Source organism: Planococcus circulans (assembly GCF_020023385.1).
Lineage (GTDB): Bacteria > Bacillota > Bacilli > Bacillales_A > Planococcaceae > Planococcus.
Genome location: NZ_JAIQCL010000011.1, coordinates 81,191 through 100,501, shown reverse-complemented (window position 1 = coordinate 100,501; position 19,311 = coordinate 81,191). Strand labels below are relative to the sequence as shown.

General features: G+C 45.4%; 22 protein-coding genes, 1 riboswitch and 1 other annotated feature. Of the genes, 8 read left to right on the top strand and 14 right to left on the bottom strand.

What is annotated here, in order from left to right:
• Positions 1–34 precede the first annotated feature (34 nt).
• Complete coding sequence (locus tag K8U60_RS16425) at positions 35–889, top strand: dimethylarginine dimethylaminohydrolase family protein (RefSeq protein ID WP_223642652.1); 855 nt, start codon at positions 35–37, stop codon at positions 887–889.
• Positions 890–972: 83 nt separating this feature from the next.
• Here K8U60_RS16425 and K8U60_RS16420 read toward each other — a convergent pair whose 3' ends face one another.
• Both K8U60_RS16420 and trpE read right to left on the bottom strand, forming a co-directional pair.
• Positions 973–1,566, bottom strand: coding sequence for an anthranilate synthase component II (locus K8U60_RS16420; RefSeq protein ID WP_223642650.1), 594 nt, complete (start codon positions 1,564–1,566; stop codon positions 973–975).
• Complete coding sequence (gene trpE / locus K8U60_RS16415; protein ID WP_223642648.1) at positions 1,563–2,915, bottom strand: anthranilate synthase component I; 1,353 nt, start codon at positions 2,913–2,915, stop codon at positions 1,563–1,565. Before trpE ends, K8U60_RS16420 begins: the two co-directional genes overlap by 4 nt.
• A gap of 213 nt (positions 2,916–3,128) precedes the next feature.
• Positions 3,129–3,341: a binding site (T-box leader), on the bottom strand.
• A gap of 214 nt (positions 3,342–3,555) precedes the next feature.
• Here trpE and K8U60_RS16410 point away from each other — a divergent pair.
• The 3 genes from K8U60_RS16410 to K8U60_RS16400 all read left to right on the top strand — a co-directional run bounded on the left by K8U60_RS16410 (position 3,556) and on the right by K8U60_RS16400 (position 7,104).
• Entirely contained in the window at positions 3,556–4,815 is a 1,260-nt protein-coding gene (locus K8U60_RS16410; protein WP_223642646.1) for an ABC transporter substrate-binding protein, read from the top strand.
• A 4-nt stretch (positions 4,816–4,819) separates the two neighbouring features.
• A complete protein-coding gene (locus tag K8U60_RS16405) occupies positions 4,820–5,695 on the top strand; it encodes a carbohydrate ABC transporter permease (protein WP_223642644.1) in 876 nt (291 codons plus the stop codon).
• Between the two features lie 599 nt (positions 5,696–6,294).
• A complete protein-coding gene (locus tag K8U60_RS16400; protein ID WP_223642642.1) occupies positions 6,295–7,104 on the top strand; it encodes a carbohydrate ABC transporter permease in 810 nt (269 codons plus the stop codon).
• A 47-nt stretch (positions 7,105–7,151) separates the two neighbouring features.
• Here K8U60_RS16400 and K8U60_RS16395 read toward each other — a convergent pair whose 3' ends face one another.
• From K8U60_RS16395 to K8U60_RS16375, 5 genes are all read right to left on the bottom strand, one after another.
• Positions 7,152–7,583, bottom strand: a complete 432-nt coding sequence (locus K8U60_RS16395; RefSeq protein WP_223642640.1) for a hypothetical protein — start codon at positions 7,581–7,583, stop codon at positions 7,152–7,154.
• A 7-nt stretch (positions 7,584–7,590) separates the two neighbouring features.
• Complete coding sequence (locus K8U60_RS16390; RefSeq protein WP_223642638.1) at positions 7,591–7,938, bottom strand: ASCH domain-containing protein; 348 nt, start codon at positions 7,936–7,938, stop codon at positions 7,591–7,593.
• 101 nt (positions 7,939–8,039) lie between these two features.
• On the bottom strand, positions 8,040–8,663 hold the full coding sequence (locus tag K8U60_RS16385) for a cell wall hydrolase (RefSeq protein ID WP_223642636.1): 624 nt from the start codon (positions 8,661–8,663) through the stop codon (positions 8,040–8,042).
• Between the two features lie 269 nt (positions 8,664–8,932).
• Positions 8,933–9,469 (bottom strand): dihydrofolate reductase family protein, encoded by a 537-nt coding sequence (locus K8U60_RS16380; RefSeq protein WP_223642634.1) that lies wholly within the window; start codon positions 9,467–9,469, stop codon positions 8,933–8,935.
• A 76-nt stretch (positions 9,470–9,545) separates the two neighbouring features.
• Positions 9,546–9,830: a hypothetical protein gene (locus K8U60_RS16375; protein ID WP_223642632.1), complete on the bottom strand. Its 285-nt coding sequence runs from the start codon at positions 9,828–9,830 to the stop codon at positions 9,546–9,548.
• A gap of 139 nt (positions 9,831–9,969) precedes the next feature.
• On the opposite strand from K8U60_RS16375, the gene K8U60_RS16370 reads away from it, so the two are divergent.
• Entirely contained in the window at positions 9,970–10,470 is a 501-nt protein-coding gene (locus tag K8U60_RS16370; protein ID WP_223642630.1) for a metallophosphoesterase family protein, read from the top strand.
• Positions 10,471–10,538: 68 nt separating this feature from the next.
• On the opposite strand, the gene K8U60_RS16365 is transcribed toward K8U60_RS16370, so the two are convergent.
• Positions 10,539–11,408 carry an STAS domain-containing protein gene (locus K8U60_RS16365; RefSeq protein ID WP_223642627.1) on the bottom strand — a complete coding sequence of 290 codons (870 nt, stop codon included), beginning with the start codon at positions 11,406–11,408 and terminating at the stop codon, positions 10,539–10,541.
• 305 nt (positions 11,409–11,713) lie between these two features.
• Between K8U60_RS16365 and K8U60_RS16360 the strand changes: the two genes are divergently transcribed.
• The gene (locus tag K8U60_RS16360) at positions 11,714–12,904 is read left to right on the top strand and encodes a DUF3238 domain-containing protein (protein ID WP_223642619.1); all 1,191 of its coding nucleotides are present in this window, start codon (positions 11,714–11,716) and stop codon (positions 12,902–12,904) included.
• A 136-nt stretch (positions 12,905–13,040) separates the two neighbouring features.
• Here K8U60_RS16360 and K8U60_RS16355 read toward each other — a convergent pair whose 3' ends face one another.
• From K8U60_RS16355 to K8U60_RS16335, 5 genes are all read right to left on the bottom strand, one after another.
• Positions 13,041–13,439 carry a thiol-disulfide oxidoreductase DCC family protein gene (locus K8U60_RS16355; RefSeq protein ID WP_146558663.1) on the bottom strand — a complete coding sequence of 133 codons (399 nt, stop codon included), beginning with the start codon at positions 13,437–13,439 and terminating at the stop codon, positions 13,041–13,043.
• A 56-nt stretch (positions 13,440–13,495) separates the two neighbouring features.
• Positions 13,496–13,858: a nuclear transport factor 2 family protein gene (locus tag K8U60_RS16350; protein ID WP_223642611.1), complete on the bottom strand. Its 363-nt coding sequence runs from the start codon at positions 13,856–13,858 to the stop codon at positions 13,496–13,498.
• Positions 13,859–13,938: 80 nt separating this feature from the next.
• A complete protein-coding gene (locus tag K8U60_RS16345) occupies positions 13,939–14,466 on the bottom strand; it encodes a TraR/DksA C4-type zinc finger protein (protein ID WP_223642609.1) in 528 nt (175 codons plus the stop codon).
• 84 nt (positions 14,467–14,550) lie between these two features.
• Entirely contained in the window at positions 14,551–15,486 is a 936-nt protein-coding gene (locus K8U60_RS16340; protein WP_223642607.1) for a phosphotransferase family protein, read from the bottom strand.
• A 151-nt stretch (positions 15,487–15,637) separates the two neighbouring features.
• Complete coding sequence (locus K8U60_RS16335; RefSeq protein WP_223642597.1) at positions 15,638–16,546, bottom strand: cation diffusion facilitator family transporter; 909 nt, start codon at positions 16,544–16,546, stop codon at positions 15,638–15,640.
• A 105-nt stretch (positions 16,547–16,651) separates the two neighbouring features.
• Positions 16,652–16,699, top strand: a riboswitch (PreQ1 riboswitch).
• A gap of 97 nt (positions 16,700–16,796) precedes the next feature.
• On the opposite strand from K8U60_RS16335, the gene queF reads away from it, so the two are divergent.
• Both queF and K8U60_RS16325 read left to right on the top strand, forming a co-directional pair.
• Complete coding sequence (queF, locus tag K8U60_RS16330) at positions 16,797–17,291, top strand: preQ(1) synthase (protein WP_223642595.1); 495 nt, start codon at positions 16,797–16,799, stop codon at positions 17,289–17,291.
• 12 nt (positions 17,292–17,303) lie between these two features.
• A complete protein-coding gene (locus K8U60_RS16325; RefSeq protein ID WP_223642593.1) occupies positions 17,304–17,957 on the top strand; it encodes a queuosine precursor transporter in 654 nt (217 codons plus the stop codon).
• Positions 17,958–18,002: 45 nt separating this feature from the next.
• On the opposite strand, the gene K8U60_RS16320 is transcribed toward K8U60_RS16325, so the two are convergent.
• A complete protein-coding gene (locus tag K8U60_RS16320) occupies positions 18,003–18,842 on the bottom strand; it encodes an endonuclease/exonuclease/phosphatase family protein (RefSeq protein ID WP_223642585.1) in 840 nt (279 codons plus the stop codon).
• Positions 18,843–19,311 lie beyond the last annotated feature (469 nt).

Genomic DNA, 19,311 nt, shown 5'->3' with positions numbered 1-19,311 from the left:
ACAATTAATAACTATGTTTTTTGGAGGAAGCCATATGTCGTCATATATCAAAGAAAGCCCATCTGCCCGTTGCCAAAGCGAATACGATCCACTCCGGCGCGTCCTGCTTTGCCCGCCACGCTATATGGAAATAAAAGATGTCATCAACGATGTCCAGAAAAGATACAAAGATGAAAATATCAATGTGGACAAAGCACTTCACCAGCACAATGAATTCGTCCAGGCATTGATAGAGCAAGGTGTTCAAACCGATTTGATCGAGCCCTCTGAAAACTATCCTGAACAGGTTTTTACACGCGATATCGGATTCACTATCGGAGACACAGTTTTCATCAGCGAAATGGCTTCTGAAATCCGTCAGGGAGAGGAACAGGAACTCCAAAAATGGATGGAGGCACATGATGTGAACGTTAAGGAATTGGCCGGCCATCGCATAGAAGGCGGCGATGTCATCATCGACCGCGATACTGTCTTTGTCGGAGTCAGCAGCCGGACTTCCAAAAAAGCCATCCGTGATCTGCAGCTGGAATTACCGGATTTCGAAGTCATCCCTGTTTCATTTAACGAGAAATACCTGCACCTTGATTGTGTCTTCAATATCCTGTCGCCCACGGAAGCCCTCATCTTCCCTGAAGCACTCGATATGGAGACGGTCAAGATGCTCGCAGAACGCTATACCTTAATTCGCGTCAACGAAAAAGAGCAGTTTGCGCTCGGCACCAATGTACTGTCCATCGGCGACCGGAAAGTCTTCAGCCAACCACAGAACCGGCAGGTCAATAAGCAATTGACGTCTCGCGGATTCCATGTGATTGAAGTTGATTATTCCGAAATCATCAAATCAGGCGGAGCTTTCCGCTGCTGCACGATGCCATTGATCCGTGAATAGATTTCCCTGCGAAATGAAAGTATGATAACTTTTTTAACACCCTAAAAATCCCAAGCCGATATGGCTTGGGATTTTCTTTCTGTCTATCGTATTCCAGCTTTTTCCTGCTGTACCTGCACAATGAATTCCTTCATCAATTCCACACCATCTGGAGTACCGATGGACTCAGGATGGAATTGGATTCCGTAAACGGGATATTGCCGATGCTTTACGGCCATAATTGTGTCATCGTCAAGTGCCCGGGATTGGACTTCCAGACAATCAGCCAAGGTCTCCGGTTCCAATACCAGCGAGTGATAACGCATGACCGGCAGTGGCATCGGCATGTTTTGGAACAAACCTTGCTGATCATGCGAAACTTGCGAGACCTTGCCGTGTCGGATAAAGGGCGCTTGAACAATATTTCCGCCGAACGCCGCTCCAATCAATTGCTGCCCCAGACAAATACCCAGAATTGGAATGGATTGATACAGCTCCTGAATCAGCTCGATCGATTCAGGCAATTCCAAGGGATGACCGGGCCCTGGCGAAAGGATGATGGCCTGCGGATTTTTCGCTTTGATTTCATCAAGTGTCAAAACGCCGTACCGGACCACTTCAACTTCAACGTCCATCGCGGCGATGGCCTGGTAAATATTATAGGTAAACGAATCGTAATGATCGATTAAAAGAATCATCCGAACACCTCCGTTAGTGAACGCGCTTTATGCAGCGTTTCTTCGTATTCTGCCTGTGGATCCGAATCGAAGACGATACCGGCGCCCGCCTGGACATGAACCATGCCGTCTTTGACGACAAAAGTGCGGATGGCCAGTGCGACATCCAGATTGCCATTGAACCCCAAGTACCCGATAGCTCCTCCATAGACGCCTCTGCGCTCTTCTTCAAATTCCTGTATCAATTGCATGGCCCGCACTTTGGGAGCTCCTGAGACAGTTCCAGCAGGCAAGCAGGACACCAATGCATCGAGTGGATGCATTTCCCCATCAAGCTCACCAGTCACTTCCGAAACCAGGTGCATAACGTGCTGGTATTTTTCGATGACCATATACTTCGGCACTTCCACGGTGCCAATTTGCGCTACGCGCCCCACATCGTTGCGGCTGAGGTCGACCAGCATCTTATGTTCCGCCTGCTCCTTCTCATCACCCGCCAATTCTTCGGCCAACTGATTGTCTTCGGCAACTGTTCTGCCGCGCTTGCGTGTTCCAGCAATCGGATTGGTCACCATATGGCTGTCCCGGATCGTCAACAAGCTCTCCGGTGAAGCGCCTACGATGGCATAGCCGTCAAAATCGATGAAGAATTGATAAGGAGACGGATTTTGCTTGCGTAATTTCCGGTACAATGCGAAAGCATCTCCTTGATAGCTGGCAGACAAGCGCTGCGACAGCACCAACTGGAAGACATCTCCTTTGCGGATATGGTCTTTTGCCTGCTCGACCTGTTTCCGAAAAAAAGCATCAGTGGTTTTGGAAGCGAATTGCAGCGATTCCTGCCCCACTGCTGCGGCTGGGTTTTCCGGCACCGACAATTGCTGTTCAATGTCATCCAACTTGTCTTCAAACGATAAAATCGTCACGTCGTTTTTCACATGGTCGAAAACCACGATGGTTTCATAAACCTGCAGGTGGATATCAGGCATCTGGAGGCTGTCTTTTTTCGGAGCCTTGATCGGTTCATAGGCCTGGATCGCGTCGTAACCGATATACCCAAGTGCACCGCCTGTAAAAGGCAGGCCTTCCACTTCCGCTTCATAACGGGGCATCAGTTTTTTAATCAGCTCCAACGGTTTGCCTTCATGTGTTCTTTCGGCGCCTGTCCGGTAATCGATTTCCTGTAATTGTTGGCCGTGGCCTATATAACCCGTTGAGGGGTCCGCTCCAATAAAGGAATAGCGGCCTGTCACACTGGTCTTCAATGAACTTTCGAGCAGGCATTTGCGTTCTCCAGTCAATCGATTAAACACCGCAATCGGCGTCAAAGAATCCCCATCAATTTTTCTCATCTTCATTTCCTTGCTCATCTCGGCTCATCTCCTATTCTTAAAAGCGGAAGCGATCAGCCAGACTCGACAGGCACAAAACAGTCCGGCGAAGCGGCATGGTTTGGTGCCTTCGAGAGTCTGATCGCCAAAGCTGGATACCACATGCAAATGAAATTATCCGGCTTATGCTTTTTAATGTATTTACCTTATTTGAAAACAAAAAAGCCCCCTGCAGGAACAGAATTGTTCCTTGCAGAGGACGGATTGACCGCGGTACCACCTCGTGTTAAAGCTGAAACAGCTTTCACTTGAACCCCGATAACGTAGGGAAAAACGGATTCTTCTACTGCTTGTTCAAAGAACCACTCATAAGCCCATTCACTCAGATACCCCACCAGTTTCCACCTGCCACTGGCTCTCTTTGAGAGGTTGATCTGCGCTACTCTTCTTATTCATCGATTTAGCTCTGCTATGCTCTGCTCAACTGGAATTCGGCGGTGTCGCTTTCGACCCCTTCAACCGCAATCCGTACAAAAAAGGTTGTGCCAATCTTATTCAATTTCCGCCCATTTGTCAACTGATAACATGACTTATTTAGATAATTCTGTATTTAAGAGAAAGATTGGGGTATAAATAAAGTAAGCATTTCAATTTTTTAAATAGAGGGAGGAGACAGAGGATGAAAAAGTTTGCATATTTATCATCAGGAGTTTTGGCCTCAAGTTTACTGCTTGCCGGATGCGCAGGTGACAGCCCAAGCGATACAGGCAATGAAGGTGCAGAAGACAGCACCCAGATCAGCTTTATCCATTGGAGAGGCGAAGACAAAGCAGTACTGGATGATATCATTGCCCAGTTTGAAGATGAAAATCCTGACATTTCCGTAGAAATGACCATTTATCCATCTGAGCAATACCAGGCTACCGGACAACGTCTGCTGCAGGACGGGTCGACGGGCGACGTCTTTACATCCTTCCCGGGCGCACAATTCGAAGCCATCGCCAGTGCCGGTCTGTTTGAAGATCTGAGCGGCGAGGATTTTGTCTCCAATTTTGATCAGGAACTCATCAGCGTCGGACAAAAAGATGGAACTCAGCTTGCACTTCCTTATCAGCTGGTCTTCAATATGCCTGTCTATAATAAAGGCATGTTCGAAGAGCTTGGACTGGAAGTGCCGAAGAGTTGGAGTGGATTCCAGGAAATGGCAGATACACTCCTTGAGAATGGCATTACACCCATCGCCTTTCCTGGGGCAGACATCGGCCCTAACCAATTCATGAACAGCATGATGATGAACAATGCGCCGGATGAAGACGTTTTCGAGAAACTTCAGAACGGTGAAGAATCCCTGACCAACGAATGGTGGGTTAAGACCTTGGAAGATTTCCAATTGCTTGAGCAAAAAGGCTATATCCAGGCTGATGCTCTGGGGACTTCCCAAGATTCCGCAATGGCGATGGTGGCCAATGAAGAAGCCGCTATGCTGGCGACAGGATCCTACCATATGTCTGCTTTGCTGGATCTGAATCCTGATCTTCAGCTGGATTTAATGGCCCCGATCACTGTTGAAGAAAGCGAAGCTATCTATGAAGGCATCAATACAGCCACCTTCATGCTGGCAGTCAATAGCCAGTCCGAGAAAAAAGAACAGGCAAAAGAATTCATCACGTTTCTGAGCCAGCCTGAAATCGCTTCCCAATACGCTAATGAAACTGGTCAGCATCTAACGGTCAATGATGTTGAATATGAATCAGAAGTATTGCAGAATACAGCTTATTGGATCGATGAAAGAAAAACCCGGTTCCAGCCGCGTTTCCTGATTACAAATGCTCAAATCGAGGCCGCAGTCCTTAGCTCCATCGAAAACGTGTTGGGCGGAGCAGATCCGATGACAGCTGCTGAAGAAGCTCAGCAGCTCGTAGAAGAAAACAGGGAATAACGGGATGAGAGTTTCTAAATCCATCTACTTATTCTTTTTGCCTGGGTTGCTATTGTACGCGATTTTCTTTGTTTACCCGACAATCAGCGCCCTGTTTTATTCGTTTACGGATTGGGACGGCCTCAGCTCAAGTTTTCAGTTTGTGGGAATCGCCAATTACGAACGTGCCTTTACCGGGGACACAATTTTCCGTAAGACAATCGGCAATAACCTGAAATTCATGCTTGTCGTTGTTGTCTTCCAGACACTCGTCGCCCTTGCTTTTGCGATGATTGTCTTAAAAAACACAAAGACCACGATTTTTTTGCGCGCGCTTTATTTTTTCCCGACCATCTTGTCATCTGTATCAGTAGCCTTTATTTGGTCATTCATCTACGATCCGTCACTTGGTATCCTGAATCAGGTATTGGAGCTGGTCGGACTTGGATTCCTGACGCAAAACTGGCTTGGCAATGCGAACATTGCCATCTATTCGTTAGCTGTAACCCAAATCTGGTTCCATGCCGGACAAATGCTCATCATATTCGTTGCAGGATTGCAGGCCATTCCGGATGAACTCTATGAAGTTGCAAAAATAGAAGGAGCCAACAAATGGCAGACCTTCCGCCGTGTAACGTGGCCGCTGCTGGCACCTTCCGCTACGATCGTCGTTGCGTATACCACAATCCAATCGTTCAAAGCATTCGATCTGGTCTTTGCAATGACTGGCGGCGGACCCAATAATTCAACGCAGATTGTGGCTACTTATATTTTCGACATCGCTTTCAGAAGCTACCAATTCGGCTATGCCAGCGCCATTTCCGTTATTTTCATGATCATCATCGCGATTATTACATTCCTGCAATTCAAAGCTTTGCGTTCTGATAGAATTTCTTATTAGAAAAGCAAAGGCAGCCGTTTAGTCCCGACAAGCGCTGGAAGCTTTACCGGGAATGGCGTTCTTTGCCATTCTTGGTAAAGCTGAAGCGACTCGAGGGGCTGGCTGCCGGAGTCTGGATCACTAGAAAAGCGCAAGCGCCCATGTAGCTCTGACGGACATAAGACAGATCGGCGAAGTGGCATGTTTTCAGCCACATAGCTGGGCGGGCTTATGACCCCGAAGAGCTGGACAATAGAAAAGCGGAAACGGCCGTTCAGCACGAAAAGTGAAAGTGCCTGGTCAGCTCTGACCNGGCATGTTTTCAGCCACATAGCTGGGCGGGCTTATGACCCCGAAGAGCTGGACAATAGAAAAGCGGAAACGGCCGTTCAGCACGAAAAGTGAAAGTGCCTGGTCAGCTCTGACCGGCATAAGGCAGACCAGCAGAGTGGCGTTCTTTGCCGCACAGCTGGGTTGGCTTATGACCCGAAGAGCTAGGCACTTGCAACTGGACAACAGAGTGGCTTATGACCCCGAAGAGCTGGGCGCTGGAGCTGGACAACAGAAAACAAACCGAGGAAATTTTGATTTTTCAAGCCTAAGGAAAGGAGGACAACAGCTTGTTCTTCCGCAGATTTTCCCTTATCACCTATGCGCTGCTGATTTTGGTTCCGTTATTGATTGTGGTTTTGACTTCCATGAAAACCATTCAGGAAACGTTCAGAAACCCACTCGGTTTTCCGGAAGCTGGTCTTCAATTTGAGAACTATACGGCGATTTTCCAGGAGCAGACGATGGCCGGCTATTTTGTTAACAGCACAATCGTCACTTTGTTTTCCGTGTCGTTGACATTGTTCTTTGCTTCGTTGATTGCCTATGGCATCACCCGTCTCAACAATTGGGTCGGCAATTCCTTATTCATCCTGTTCACACTCGGCATGATGGTGCCGGCGCAAGTCAGCATGATTCCCCTCTATTCGCTGATGCTCGATCTCAACCTGACCAATAGCTTAGTGGGGCTCATTCTCGTCAACATCTCTACAACCATGCCGATTGCTGTTTTTATTCTGACCGGTTTCATGAAGACCTTGCCGAAAGAATTGTTTGAAGCTTCTACAATAGACGGGGCAGGCAATTGGAAGATTTACACCAAAGTGGCTATTCCGCTGTCGCTTCCTTCTCTATCAGCTACAGCCATTTTCCTGTTTGTGATGCATTGGAATGATTTGCTGTATCCTTTGCTGTTCATTACGGATAATGCCTACAAGACCCTGCCTCTCGCTTTGCTGGAGTTCCAGGGTGAATATTCAACGAACTACCCAATGCTCTTTACAGGCGTCATCATTGCCTCAGCGCCAATGGTCATCGCCTATATTTTCCTGCAGCGCTATTTTGTTGCCGGTATGACAGCAGGCGCTGTCAAAGGATAAGCAAAAGGACGACACCGCTCATTACAGAGGGGTGTCGTCCTTTTTCATCACCAAAACATCGGTTTATCGACCATGAACCATAGCATGAGCAATAATAATAAAATATAAATCCATAAAGAACGGTTTAACTTCTTAACCAACCTCAATTGGTCGGCTCCTTCTTCCCCAAATTGGCGGAGAGTCGGTGTAAATGCACGCGCTAAGAAAAAGACAGAAGCGACCATCACGGCCAGCGTACAAACTATCCAAGAAGTGCCCCATTCCCACGGTCCCTGCCAAATCAACAGGATGCCTGTCGTTACCAGCACGTGCCCTGCATGTTTTACAAGACGTGTCGCCGATCTGAACGTCGTGATATGCGAGTCCAATAGAATGCCGGCTGCCGTTTCCATTCGTTTGATTAAAGGAAGCAGCACAAAAAAAGGACCGATGGATAACACAGCGCTTAAAATATGGGCGTATAGAATAAATATATACATTGTTTACTTACTCTGTTGCCAAGTGGAATTCATGGACCCAAACAGTCATCTCAGGCAACCAGGGCATACCTGGATGAAACGACAAGATCGATTGTTTATAATCTTCTACAGACGCGTAACCTTCCCGAGTGATGTTTTCATCTGTTAATTCACCAAGTGTTTGCTGATATACCTGATCCACCACAAATTTCTTGTCTTTGAGTACCATGATTTCCCCTATGTCTGCATAGCGTCCATTTCTTCGAGTTGCCGACTTCGTGCCAGCCAAAACTTTTTCTACGTCCTGCTTATTGGTCACCAGTTTTTCGACACTGCAGGTTTTCGGCGGCATTTGCTGCGCATTATTTTCTGACATTTCTACTCCACCTCTCTTTATTCCTTCTCAGTATAACTCTTTTCAGCACTCTGTTTCATTCCATAAAAAATCGCCCTGTTTTTTCAGGGCGATGCTTAAAATCATTTTGCAAATATATGTTTGCCGATTTTCGTGATGGTTGTACGCGAGAAGATCCACGTATCCGTCACGCCGCTTGGATTGTAATAATACGTTGCACCAAGTGATGGATCTGAGCCCTTCACAGCTGCTTTCACAGCCTGATAAGCTGAAGCGTTCGGCTTGAATTTGTACTGCCCGTCATTTACAGCAGTAAACGCGTTACGCTGAAAAATGACATTGTATGTACTGTTTGGAAATAGGGAGGAATCGATACGATTCAGGATAACAGCTGCTACCGCTACTTGACCTGTATGGTTTTCTCCACGTGCTTCTCCGTGTACGACACGTGCCATCATATCAACATCCGAAAGTTTCGCTCGTGTCAACGGACCTGTAAAACCAGTAGCCGGAACATTGAAATCACGCTGGAACTGAATGACTGCATTTTTAGTGATAGATCCATAATAACCTGTAGGTGCCGTCTGGAAGTAGCCCAGTTTTTTCAAGGTTGCTTGAAGTTCTGAAACATCCTGTCCAGCCACCCCTTCATGCAAATCTGGAGAATGTGCTTCTGCGGAGGTTTGAGAAAAACCTAAGAATAGAACTGTAAATAAAGCGAATACCAATACTTTTAATTTCTTCATGCTTTCTCTCCCTTCTATTCCAAGAATCTACAAATGATTCTTCTTAATAGTATATAATTGGAATTATAAGAATTCAATCCCTCGTAACTACTCAAATTCTGTCGATAAAATGACCAAAAGTAATAGTTTATTGTCTTTATGCAAAAAATAAGGGTTTTTTATTTCTAGAAATTAGGTACTTTCTCTTATTATTATAAAAAGAGGTGAATGTCCTGATTGAAGCAAAGCAAAAGACGGCCGAGAAATCCTCGACCGCCTGTTGTCTTTCCCTATAATCTTCCGTAATGCAGCTGCGCAAATTGCCCATATGATTTTACCGACTTAAGCTTCAAGCGGCGCTCAACGTCCTGCTCTTGAAACAATGGTATTCCTTTTCCGATAAGGACGGGAGCGAGCGAAATGATCCATTCATCAATCAAATCTTCTTTCAAAAAACTATGAAGCAGCTTGCTCCCACCAATCACCCAAATATCCTTTCCAGGTTTCTCTCTGAGATCTTTTACGAAGCTGGAGATGTCCTGATTCGTGAAATTCACATAAGGGTTTTCTTCTGCGAAAGAAGAAGTAAAGACATAACTTTCCATGTCTTGATAAGGGAATTTCCCTTTTTCAGCTTCCATTACCCAATCATAGGTTCTGCGTCCCATAACCACTGTATCGATGGTCTCCATGAATTCGTCGTATCCAGCGCCTCCTTCTTCTTCCCCCGCTGTCTTGAAAAGCCATTCGAGGGAATCGTCTTCAGTTGCGATATACCCGTCCAAGCTAGCCGCAATGTAACAAACAATTTTTCTTTCATTCACCATACGACTTCCTCCTTAACGATTTTTTCAATGAAGCTATCAAAAAAATGGCCCCAGCATCAAAACTGAGACCTTGTTTTTATTTGCTTTCCAGTTCTTTCATTGCTTTATGGGTTTGAGGAAAGCCATTTGCCTGCCATTCAGAGCGATAAGCAGAATCCAATTGGGTCAACCCGATTTCCGCTTCATCCATATCAGCATTGACGCTTTCTTCCTGATCGACCGTTACACTGTTTCTCATATCATTATCTTCATAAACCCAGACCTTTTTTGCTTGGTTCTTTTTATAGGCAGTCAACAAAAGAAGGCTGCCCGCCATTGTGGCTCCTGTATAAACAAATTTTTTGGTAGTATTCTTTTTCATGAATATCCCTCCGATTATCTTCGTCGTCCTATACTCTTTACTTCCCTGTTTATTGGAAATGTAATCCTGACAGTTGGCTTTCGACGTCAGAGGGTTTATTTGGTAAAGTGAAAGAAAGAATTTGACTGGAGGCGTTCAGATGAAGAAGATTGTTATTGTTTCAGATACACATATTCCATTCCGCGCCAAGAAATTGCCCCAACAGCTAGTGGATGCATGTCAGGAAGCTGACTTCATCATCCATGCCGGCGATTGGCAGACGATGGATGTTTACCATGAACTGGCGGCATATGCAGAAATTGATGGCGTCACCGGCAATGTCGATCCATGGGATATCCTCGAAAAGTTTGGCCGGAAAAAGATTCTCACGTTCGGAGATTTAACCATCGGTGTGGTCCATGGCGACAGTGACCGAAAACCTACTGAGAAGCAGGCTTTTGACAGCTTCAGTAATGATGATGTCGACATCATCGTATTCGGACATTCCCATACCCCGGTTATGCGGGAAGTCGAAGGGGTCACCCTGTTCAATCCCGGCTCCCCAACCGACAAGCGCAGGCAGGAACAGTATTCCTTCGGTTTACTCGAAATCGGCGATTCCTGGGAACTCAAGCATGTCTTTTTTGATAAGGAAAGCTAGTCGCCCCGAAGGGTAAAGCCACAATAAATTGGACTACTAATCTTATCCAATAAAAAATCAGACTCCCTTCACAGGGAGTCTGATTTTTCTTTGCAGTCTTTTATTAATACAAAGCCCAGCTGCTTTAATGCCGATTCCAAATTGGCTTCAATTAATACACCTTTCAGTGCAGCCGCAAAATGAGGAACCTTCAACGCCATAAAAGGCTGAATTCCTGTGATGACCGGTGTTACGCCAATTATTTTAAGGATATTCACGAGCTTCAGCAAGTATTCCCCAACGACAGTGTTGATCTGCAAAACCCCTGAAACATCGATGATCAAATACTCCATCGGCTCTTTGCCGCATTGTTCCAGAACGTGCTCGATGATCACCTGTGCACGCGGTGCCGTAATTTCTCCGATTACCGGAACGATGGCCACCCCTTTAGTGACGGGGACAATCGGAGCAGTCAATGTTTGAATCTGATGATTGGCTTTCTCGAGTTCCAGCACATAAGTCAATAATGTCGACATCATTTCAAATGTGTAGAGCTGATCTTCAGAAAGCCGATAGTATTGATCATCCAATCCGCAAATAGTGCCGTAAACAGTGCCATCGTTATAATAAACCGGAACGCCGACAAAGGTGCCTTGTCCATAATCTGCTGCAATGTCCATAGAACGGGTCATCTCATTTTTAGAGACATCCTCAATAACCAATGCTTTCGGACCATGGTTGATGCTCAAGCTGCAAAAGGAGTGAGGAAGAGGCATGGAACTGCCTTCTTCGACCAATTCTTTTTCTGAGTTGCGAACTTTAATAATGTGGTTTGTTGTCCCATCATTTCTGGCGATAAATAAGGAATTGATCCCAATTTGCTTACTCAGCAGCTGTAGAATATAAGCCGCCGCCTCATCAAAGTTGCTGAAAGCTCTTGCCTTCTGAATAGTATCCATTGCCATTCCCCCATCCCTTTTGTTCAATCTCTTTGTTCTCTATATTTTCTTGATAAGATTCAAATCGATGAGTAAATAATTATTATGTAAAGATACGCAATAGAAAAAAAGGTATGTAAGCTGCATGTTATCCGCTTGGAAAATAAATAAAAACCGAATATGCCTATATTACTACCTTAATTATACAGTTAAAATACTTAAATCTACATTTAATTTGTGTAACAAATATTTCGCTCCTTCAATAACGGGTTCATTCTTTTGTTAAAAAGGGTATATGCATAACAATAGCATGTGGAGGTGGGGAAATGGCAAACGAAATGGATATTTTGGTATTGGAACAATCCGAAACAATGATTTATTTTAGATGGACTGATACAGAAGATGTCTGCCGGGTAAAAAGAGATGAACAGATTGTTTATACCGGCACTCAAAATCTGTTTAAAGATGAAGGATTAAAAAAAGGCGAATTGTATACCTATACCCTTGAACGGTTGGACGCTTCAGGAAGTTGGACAGATAAGATCAAGCTGCATACGGGAACGGAAAACCGAAAAAAAGACAGCATTAACCGCTTGGAAGAAATTGTGCTGACAACCATCGTTTCTAAAAGCCGGATTTCTTTAGCATGGGGAGAAATTGAAGGCATTAGCCAATTCGATATTTACTGCAACGGAAAATTTATTGAAACTGTCGAAAGAAATCAATACACCGACCGCCAAGTGCCCATGAATGAAGAATTCACCTACTGGATTCGCGGAAAACGTCCTGTAGCAAAATCCGAAGAGCGTTTCAGTGAAGAAAAATTCACTCTGGCCAAAATTTTTGGCACGCTGAATTGGAATTCGTCAAAGGAGAAAGCGGCCATGGAAGAGTTTTGGCTGACTAAAAAAATCGCTCCTTTGGATTCATTATTGTCTGATGAGGAAAAACCAAAAATCTATCCAGTCTGGCAGTTCCGCTACAACACCTTCTTGCCTGAGCTGATATTAAAAAATCCGAATCTCTTATCGCCTTTCCCTTATTTCCAAGGTGACGGCCGGGAGTTCGATCCGGACTCACTGCATTACCGTACACAAGTGAGTTTCACTGTTGACTTGAAAGAAGAAGAGTCGTCATTCGAGTACGATAAGGATGTCGGTCCCACCATCGGATACAATTGGCGAAAAAAATTCAGTAAGGCGGACGTAGCTTCTTCTGAAGGAATCGAATTGGAAAAGATTGAAGAAACAGGCCATAAAGTTTCCGTCACATTAAAGCACAGTATCGGAAACCCGATCACCACTTCGCCGAATATCGATTATGAAGTATCTGCTGCCTTTTACCGGGACGGCAGTTATGACATTATCGGAATACATGACCAATCACCAAATCATGAAGTGTACTTAAAGCTCGATGATGGTGAATGGATGGAAATTCATCAGACCGAAAGTGAAGGCTTGGCCTATATGGCCGGACCGATTGCCAGCCAGTATTGGCGGATCTCTAATTTCTATTGAGCACTGTTTCATTCATTAAACAAAGCCCGAACCGGAACTGACTCCGGATTCGGGCTTTGTTTATTTTAGTTATTCAAACTTCACTAGTTTGTTTAATATCTCTCAAATCTACAGAGGCGCTTCCACCTTTACTCTCTTACTTATCTAAAAAACGTTTACGGATATGAGGCGGCGGCAGCATGCAGCTGTCCAGCTTGCCAAATACCTTGTAACGGTTTTTGGCTACTATATCATACGCTCCGTCACGGATCGCGCGTGGGAATGGTTTCAGGTAATAGGCCAGCTTCCAAAGACCGGTTAAATGATTTGAAATCATTAAAGCACCTTCAGATTTCACATATGCCTGTCCATCTTTTATCAAAACCACACTGTCGACATCCTCAGGCACCTTATATTTTTTTGAAAGTTCCTGTCCGACTTCACTTTGCAGCGAAGCAAATTGATAATAGCCGGCCGGATCATGATTTATAATGAATTGAACGCTTGAATCGCAAAAATTACAATCTCCATCAAATAAAACAATGGCGTGTTCCATATCGGTTTCCTCCTTTGCCAAAAATAGTTCTGTTATCTAAATATCCTCTTTCGCCTTTATTGAAACACCTTACCGGTTGAAACTGTTCCTTGGTGAAAAAATAATTTCCAGCCATGTTGTCTTTTTTTCCAAATTGAACTTCGATTCGTTAATTTTCCAGTCTTGTGATTATGGACTTGATAGGTGGTCAGGACCGCATCCGGACCCAATTCGTGCATAACGAAAGACTTTATTTCCATAGAATCCGGATTCAACGGATGATTCCCATTATAATGCGAGCGCTTGATGATGCCGCCCGAACTGCCAAATTCGTAAAACTCATCGTCCAGCACTTGGCCCAGCTTTTCTGTTGAAACTCGGAACTCAGGCTTCAAGTGACTGCATTCCAACTCATAAATCTCTTCTGTCAATTTATCCATTCCTATTCTCCTCACCTATTATTTCCCGGGAAATGAACTCAGTATGTAAATAACCCCTTGCCTAACGGCAGGGGGCCATATCATTTATCATCTTTAAAGAAATCCTCTGGATCTTCATTTGGCTGATCTTGAGGCGTATCAGATGACCCGAAATCTTCGACGTCTTCAAAGCTGTCCTGGTAATCGCGAACAGCACTGTCTTCCTTCTCAACCGGCTGAGCTGTGGAAGCTTGGAGCACATCTTCTTCTGGCGGCCGGCTTTCCAGATCAGGTACTTGATCCGCGTGATCGATGCAAGTCAATGCAGTCGGCAACGCTTCCAGCCGCTCAAACGGAATGTCTTTTCCGCAAACTGAGCACTTGCCGTATGTGCCGTCTTCGATTGCTGCCAAAGCTGCTTTCGCTTCCTGCAGTTCTTCTTCTTTAAACTGTGTCAACGCCATGCCGCGCTCCTGGTCGTATAAATCGGTGGCATTGTCAGCAGGATGGTTATCATAATTTGAAAGCTCAGTAGTCTCGAACTCTTCTGTATTCTCCACACGCTCTTCCAGAGATTCCACTTGTTCTTCCAATTGCTTTTTCAATTGTTTCAGTTGTTGATCTTTCATCCGATTTCCTCCTCAAAAAACTCACTTATCCTATATATTACCTTTATCGGGGAAATCAAACCTGAAAGTATCGTAGTGCACCGCTCAAAAATCGTCAAAACGGTCCAGCAAACTCAATAAATAATCATCCAAACGGTGGCGCATCAACTCATCAGACAAGCCTTTCATGCCAAAAGCTTCCCATCCCGGATACACTACTGGCGAACCATCCAATATATCCGTCAGCGAAACCAGATCCCAGTAAGGATCATATGTGAATAGACTGCCGGCATGGCGCTGATAAGCTGCCAAAAAATCATTGGCTACAGAAATTCCGTATATCTGGGCCAAATTGACCCGGCAATGTCCGACATCAATTCCTGCAGGCCCCCGACAAGCATTCACCCAGTCCACGATGGCACTGATTTCCCCATTTTCCCACAACACATTAGCTGGATGGAAATCACGATGAATGAAACATTCCTCAGCTGCGGGACGGCTGCCGGCTACAATGTAAAAAGCACGCATCCAATCGTTCTGTCTTTTCGACCATTTGGGTTTTTCCAATAAAAACGCATTATTGTAGGAAAAGTATTCGTAAGGAAAGCCTTCTGCCTGTGTTTGATGCAATTCAGCCAAAGCAGCTGCCAAGCCTTCCAGCCACTTTTCATCATTTGCTGGCTGAAGTACCACAGAACCAGGCACCTTCGTCATCAAGACGGCAGGCATCCCGCTCTCCTCTCCTGTTTCATCATAAGCAATTAAGTGAGGAACAGGGAAGCCGGCTTGTTCAGCGAACTGAAGACTATCTGCTTCGTGTTTTGCCAGATCAGGTTCTTTTTCCAACCAATCAGCTTTATGGAAAAATCGGAGAACGTACGAGAGGACATTTCCATTCTCTTGAACAGCTAATTCAAACAAGGTGGAGGACGTTCCGCCTTTCAATGGCTTAACGCTTGTTATTTCTGCCGTTTCTCCAAGCTGTGCTTTTATCCATTTCAGTGATTGCGCCTGCAAGCCGGGCTGTTCATTTCCTGCCATCCTGGACACTCCTTTCTGCCTATCTTTTAGCTTTAGTGTACCATGAACAAATAAGGATTCTATAATTTAGTAACGTGTTTGACTGCTGGTAAACATACTGGTTGTTCTTCTATAGAATAGCCGAAATCCAGTTGCTTTGGAGTACACGAAGTTACACTTCCAGTGAGTGGTGCACAGTTTCCGGCTTTTCAATCTGAATGGTCGCATGTTCGATTCCACAATAGTCATGAACCAGCTTTAACGCATCCTGAAGAACTATTTGCTCATCTGCTTCGACTGTCACATCGATATGGCAGGTAAACAGGTTGAGTCCGGACGTAATGGTCCAAATGTGAAGATCGTGGACATCCAATACCCCTTCAATTTCAAGAAGCCGTTTCTTCACTTCTGGTGCATCGATTGTATGGGGCGTGCCTTCCATCAATATATGGAGGCTATTTCTGAGAATCCCCCAGGCACTCCGCAAAATCAGCAAAGCAACCAATACGGAAATGATGGGATCGGCCAGCGTCCAGTCAAATAAGAGAATTAACAGACCAGCCACTATGGCACCGACTGAACCAAGCGCATCCCCAATAACATGCATATAGGCACTTTTCATATTCAAGTTGCCCTGGACATCTGCGTTGCGGTTGAGCACCCACGCACTTAAACCATTAGCTGCGAGACCGATTGCCGCAATCATCAGCATCCAGCCACCTTGTACTTCCGGCGGTTCATAAAAGCGTTCGATGGCTTCATAAACAATAAAGCCCGCAATGACAAATAAGGTCGCGCCATTGATGAAGGCGGTTATGATTTCAAAGCGGAAATAGCCATAGGTTTTTTTCGCAGAAGCTGCTTTTCCAGCAAACCAGATCGCTGATAGGCTGAGTGCAAGTGAAACGGTATCCGATAACATATGGCCGCTGTCCGCAATCAAGGCAAGGCTATTCGTAAATAGGCCGCCGAAAAATTCCAGCACCATGATGCCGGCGGTTATGGCGAGCGCCAGAACCAATGCTTTTTTATTGCCGGCCCTTGCCGCTTCAAAATGATTATGTTCATGATGATGTCCCATGCCGCAATCGCCTCCATCTTCTTGCTGTTATTTTACCAAAATTGGACGATTGACAACGAATAGCAAGTCTTATACGATAGATGAGGAAAAGTAAATAACCCGGCAACGGGAGAGGTTCATAGCATTTCACCCTCTATAAAAAACTATGGATTGTCGAAACTCAGCCAAATCCACATGCGATTTGGCTTTTTCTTTTGTCCGTTTTTTATAGCCCTCTTTCAAGCCGGCCATCTAAAGGAGGCCGTTTTTCATGGCAGGAAGAAACGAAGATACACTCGATCATTTATCATTGCTCGGCAATCAGAACACCAAGTATAAATTTGAATACAATCCGGAGATTTTGGAGCCGATCGACAATCTGCACAGCCGGGACTACTTCGTGAAATTCAATTGTCCTGAATTCACATCGCTTTGTCCGCAGACAGGACAGCCTGACTTCGCAACCATTTACTTGAGCTTTATTCCAGACAAAAAACTGGTGGAAAGCAAATCGTTGAAACTTTATCTGTTCAGCTTCCGAAATCATGGAGACTTCCATGAAGATGTAGTCAATATCATTATGAATGATTTGATCAAGTTGATGGACCCGCGTTATATCGAAGTATGGGGGAAATTCACGCCGCGCGGCGGATTGTCCATCGACCCTTATACAAATTACGGCAAACCAGGCACAAAATACGAAGAAATGGCATCGTACCGGATGATGAACCACGACATGAATCCGGAAACGATCACCAATCGCTAAGGGGCCGAACAAATGTTACTTTACTTGAACGGCGCATTTGTCGGCCTATTGATCCTATCGAATATTTTAGCAGTCAAGTTGTTCAGCATCGGTGAATGGGCTGTTTTGCCGGCGGCTGTCATCGTCTATGTCTTTACCTTCCCCATTACAGATACAATTGCGGAAGTATACGGCAAAGAAGCTGCGCGACAAACTGTTACAGCAGGATTTGTCACCCAGCTTTGCGCATTGGCTTTCATTTTCTTCGCTATCCATCTGCCGTCTGCACCCTTCTTTGCAGATCAGCAGTCTTTTGAAACGATTTTTTCCGCAGGCTTCCGGGTGACGTTGGCCAGCCTTGTCTCTTATTTCATCAGCCAGAACCTGGACGTCAGCATTTTCCACAAGCTGAAACAGCGCCATGGCAATTCCAAGCTGTGGGTACGCAATAATGCTTCTACAATGACCAGCCAATTGGTCGATACCAGCATTTTCATCTCCATTGCTTTTTACGGAACCATGCCCGCCAGCGCATTACTCGGGATGATTTTCACACAATACCTGTTTAAATTACTGGTCGCTGCTGCGGATACACCGCTGGTTTATTTGTTGGTCAAAGTATGCAGACGTGAAATGCGATCCGGCAAACAAATTTTCGGACACCAAAAACCGGAAGCTCTCCAATAGAGCTTCCGGTTTTTTATGGTTATAGTAGATTATAAGAGCAATTGCTTATACTCTCGCGCGTGCTTTCTGTGCGCGCTCTTTACTGCCCGCTTTAACACCAGCAAGTACCAGATCTGCCACAATCGGCAAATGATCGGAAACCGATGTTTCAATAACCGCTGTCTGAACAACTTCAACTTCACTGTCTGAAAAAATATAGTCGATCCGGGTCGCCGGCCAAAAAACTTCTTCCGTTTCGTTGTTCACATAAGGAGAAGGATACGTATAGGCATCTCCTCTTTTCATTTGCAGGAAGGCATCTTCAAAATGGCTTGTCAGTTTTTGCATGTGAACGTTTGAAGAAGAAGCATTGAAATCACCTGCAATGATGCGCGGGAAACGGCTTTTCCCTGTAATCCCCAGAATTTCATCGATGCTGACGGCGAGTTCGCTATCCTTCAGCGCCAAATGCGTATTGAAGACGCTTAAGTAATTGCCATCCACTTCAATGACGGTTTCCAAAATTCCACGTTGCTCGTTATTGCCGAAAGGGCAATAGACCTGGGTCAACAAATGATTCTCTACGTACTTGATCGGGTATTTACTTAGCACCACATTGCCGTACTGCCGATTCGGCCGCTCTGAATCCTCAGGCACAAAATTCATGTTGGCGCCATAAGCCGCATACATGCCAAGTCTTTGGCTCAGCCATTCCACCTGGTCGACAAATGAACTGCGGGCAGAAAAATAACGGTCAACCTCCTGCAGGGCGATAATTGTGGCACAGGAATCTTCCACGACTTCAGCTGTCTTCTCCAAATCAACTATTCCATCCATCCCAAGACCATGAGCAATATTGAACGACATGACTTTTACAATTGGCGCCTTCTTTTTCTTCCCGTGCATGCAAACCTCTCCTTTTCGAATAAAACGAATCGTTGGCAGCTGCTTTAATTGGTTTCAGTATACCAAGTTGAAAAAAAATTGCTATAACAAGGGTGTAAATGATTGTTATGAATTTGTAAACACGAAAAGCGGAAGCGGCCGTTAAGCCTCGACAAGCGCTGGAAGCCTGACCGGTAATGGCGCTCTTTGCCATTGCTGGTCAGGCTGAAGCGACTCGAGAGGCTGGCTGCTGGAGCTGGACAACACGAAAAGCGGAGACGGCCGTTCAGCTCCGACAGGTGTAAGACGCTCTGGCGAAGCGGCATGTTTTCAGCCGCACAGCCAGCGTGGCTTACATCCCAAGGAGTTGGCCGGTGGAGCTGGACACCACGAAAAGCGGAGACGGCCGTTCCGCTCCGACAGGTGTAAGACGCTCTGGCGAAGCGGCATGTTTTCAGCCGCACAGCCAGCGTGGCTTACATCCCAAGGA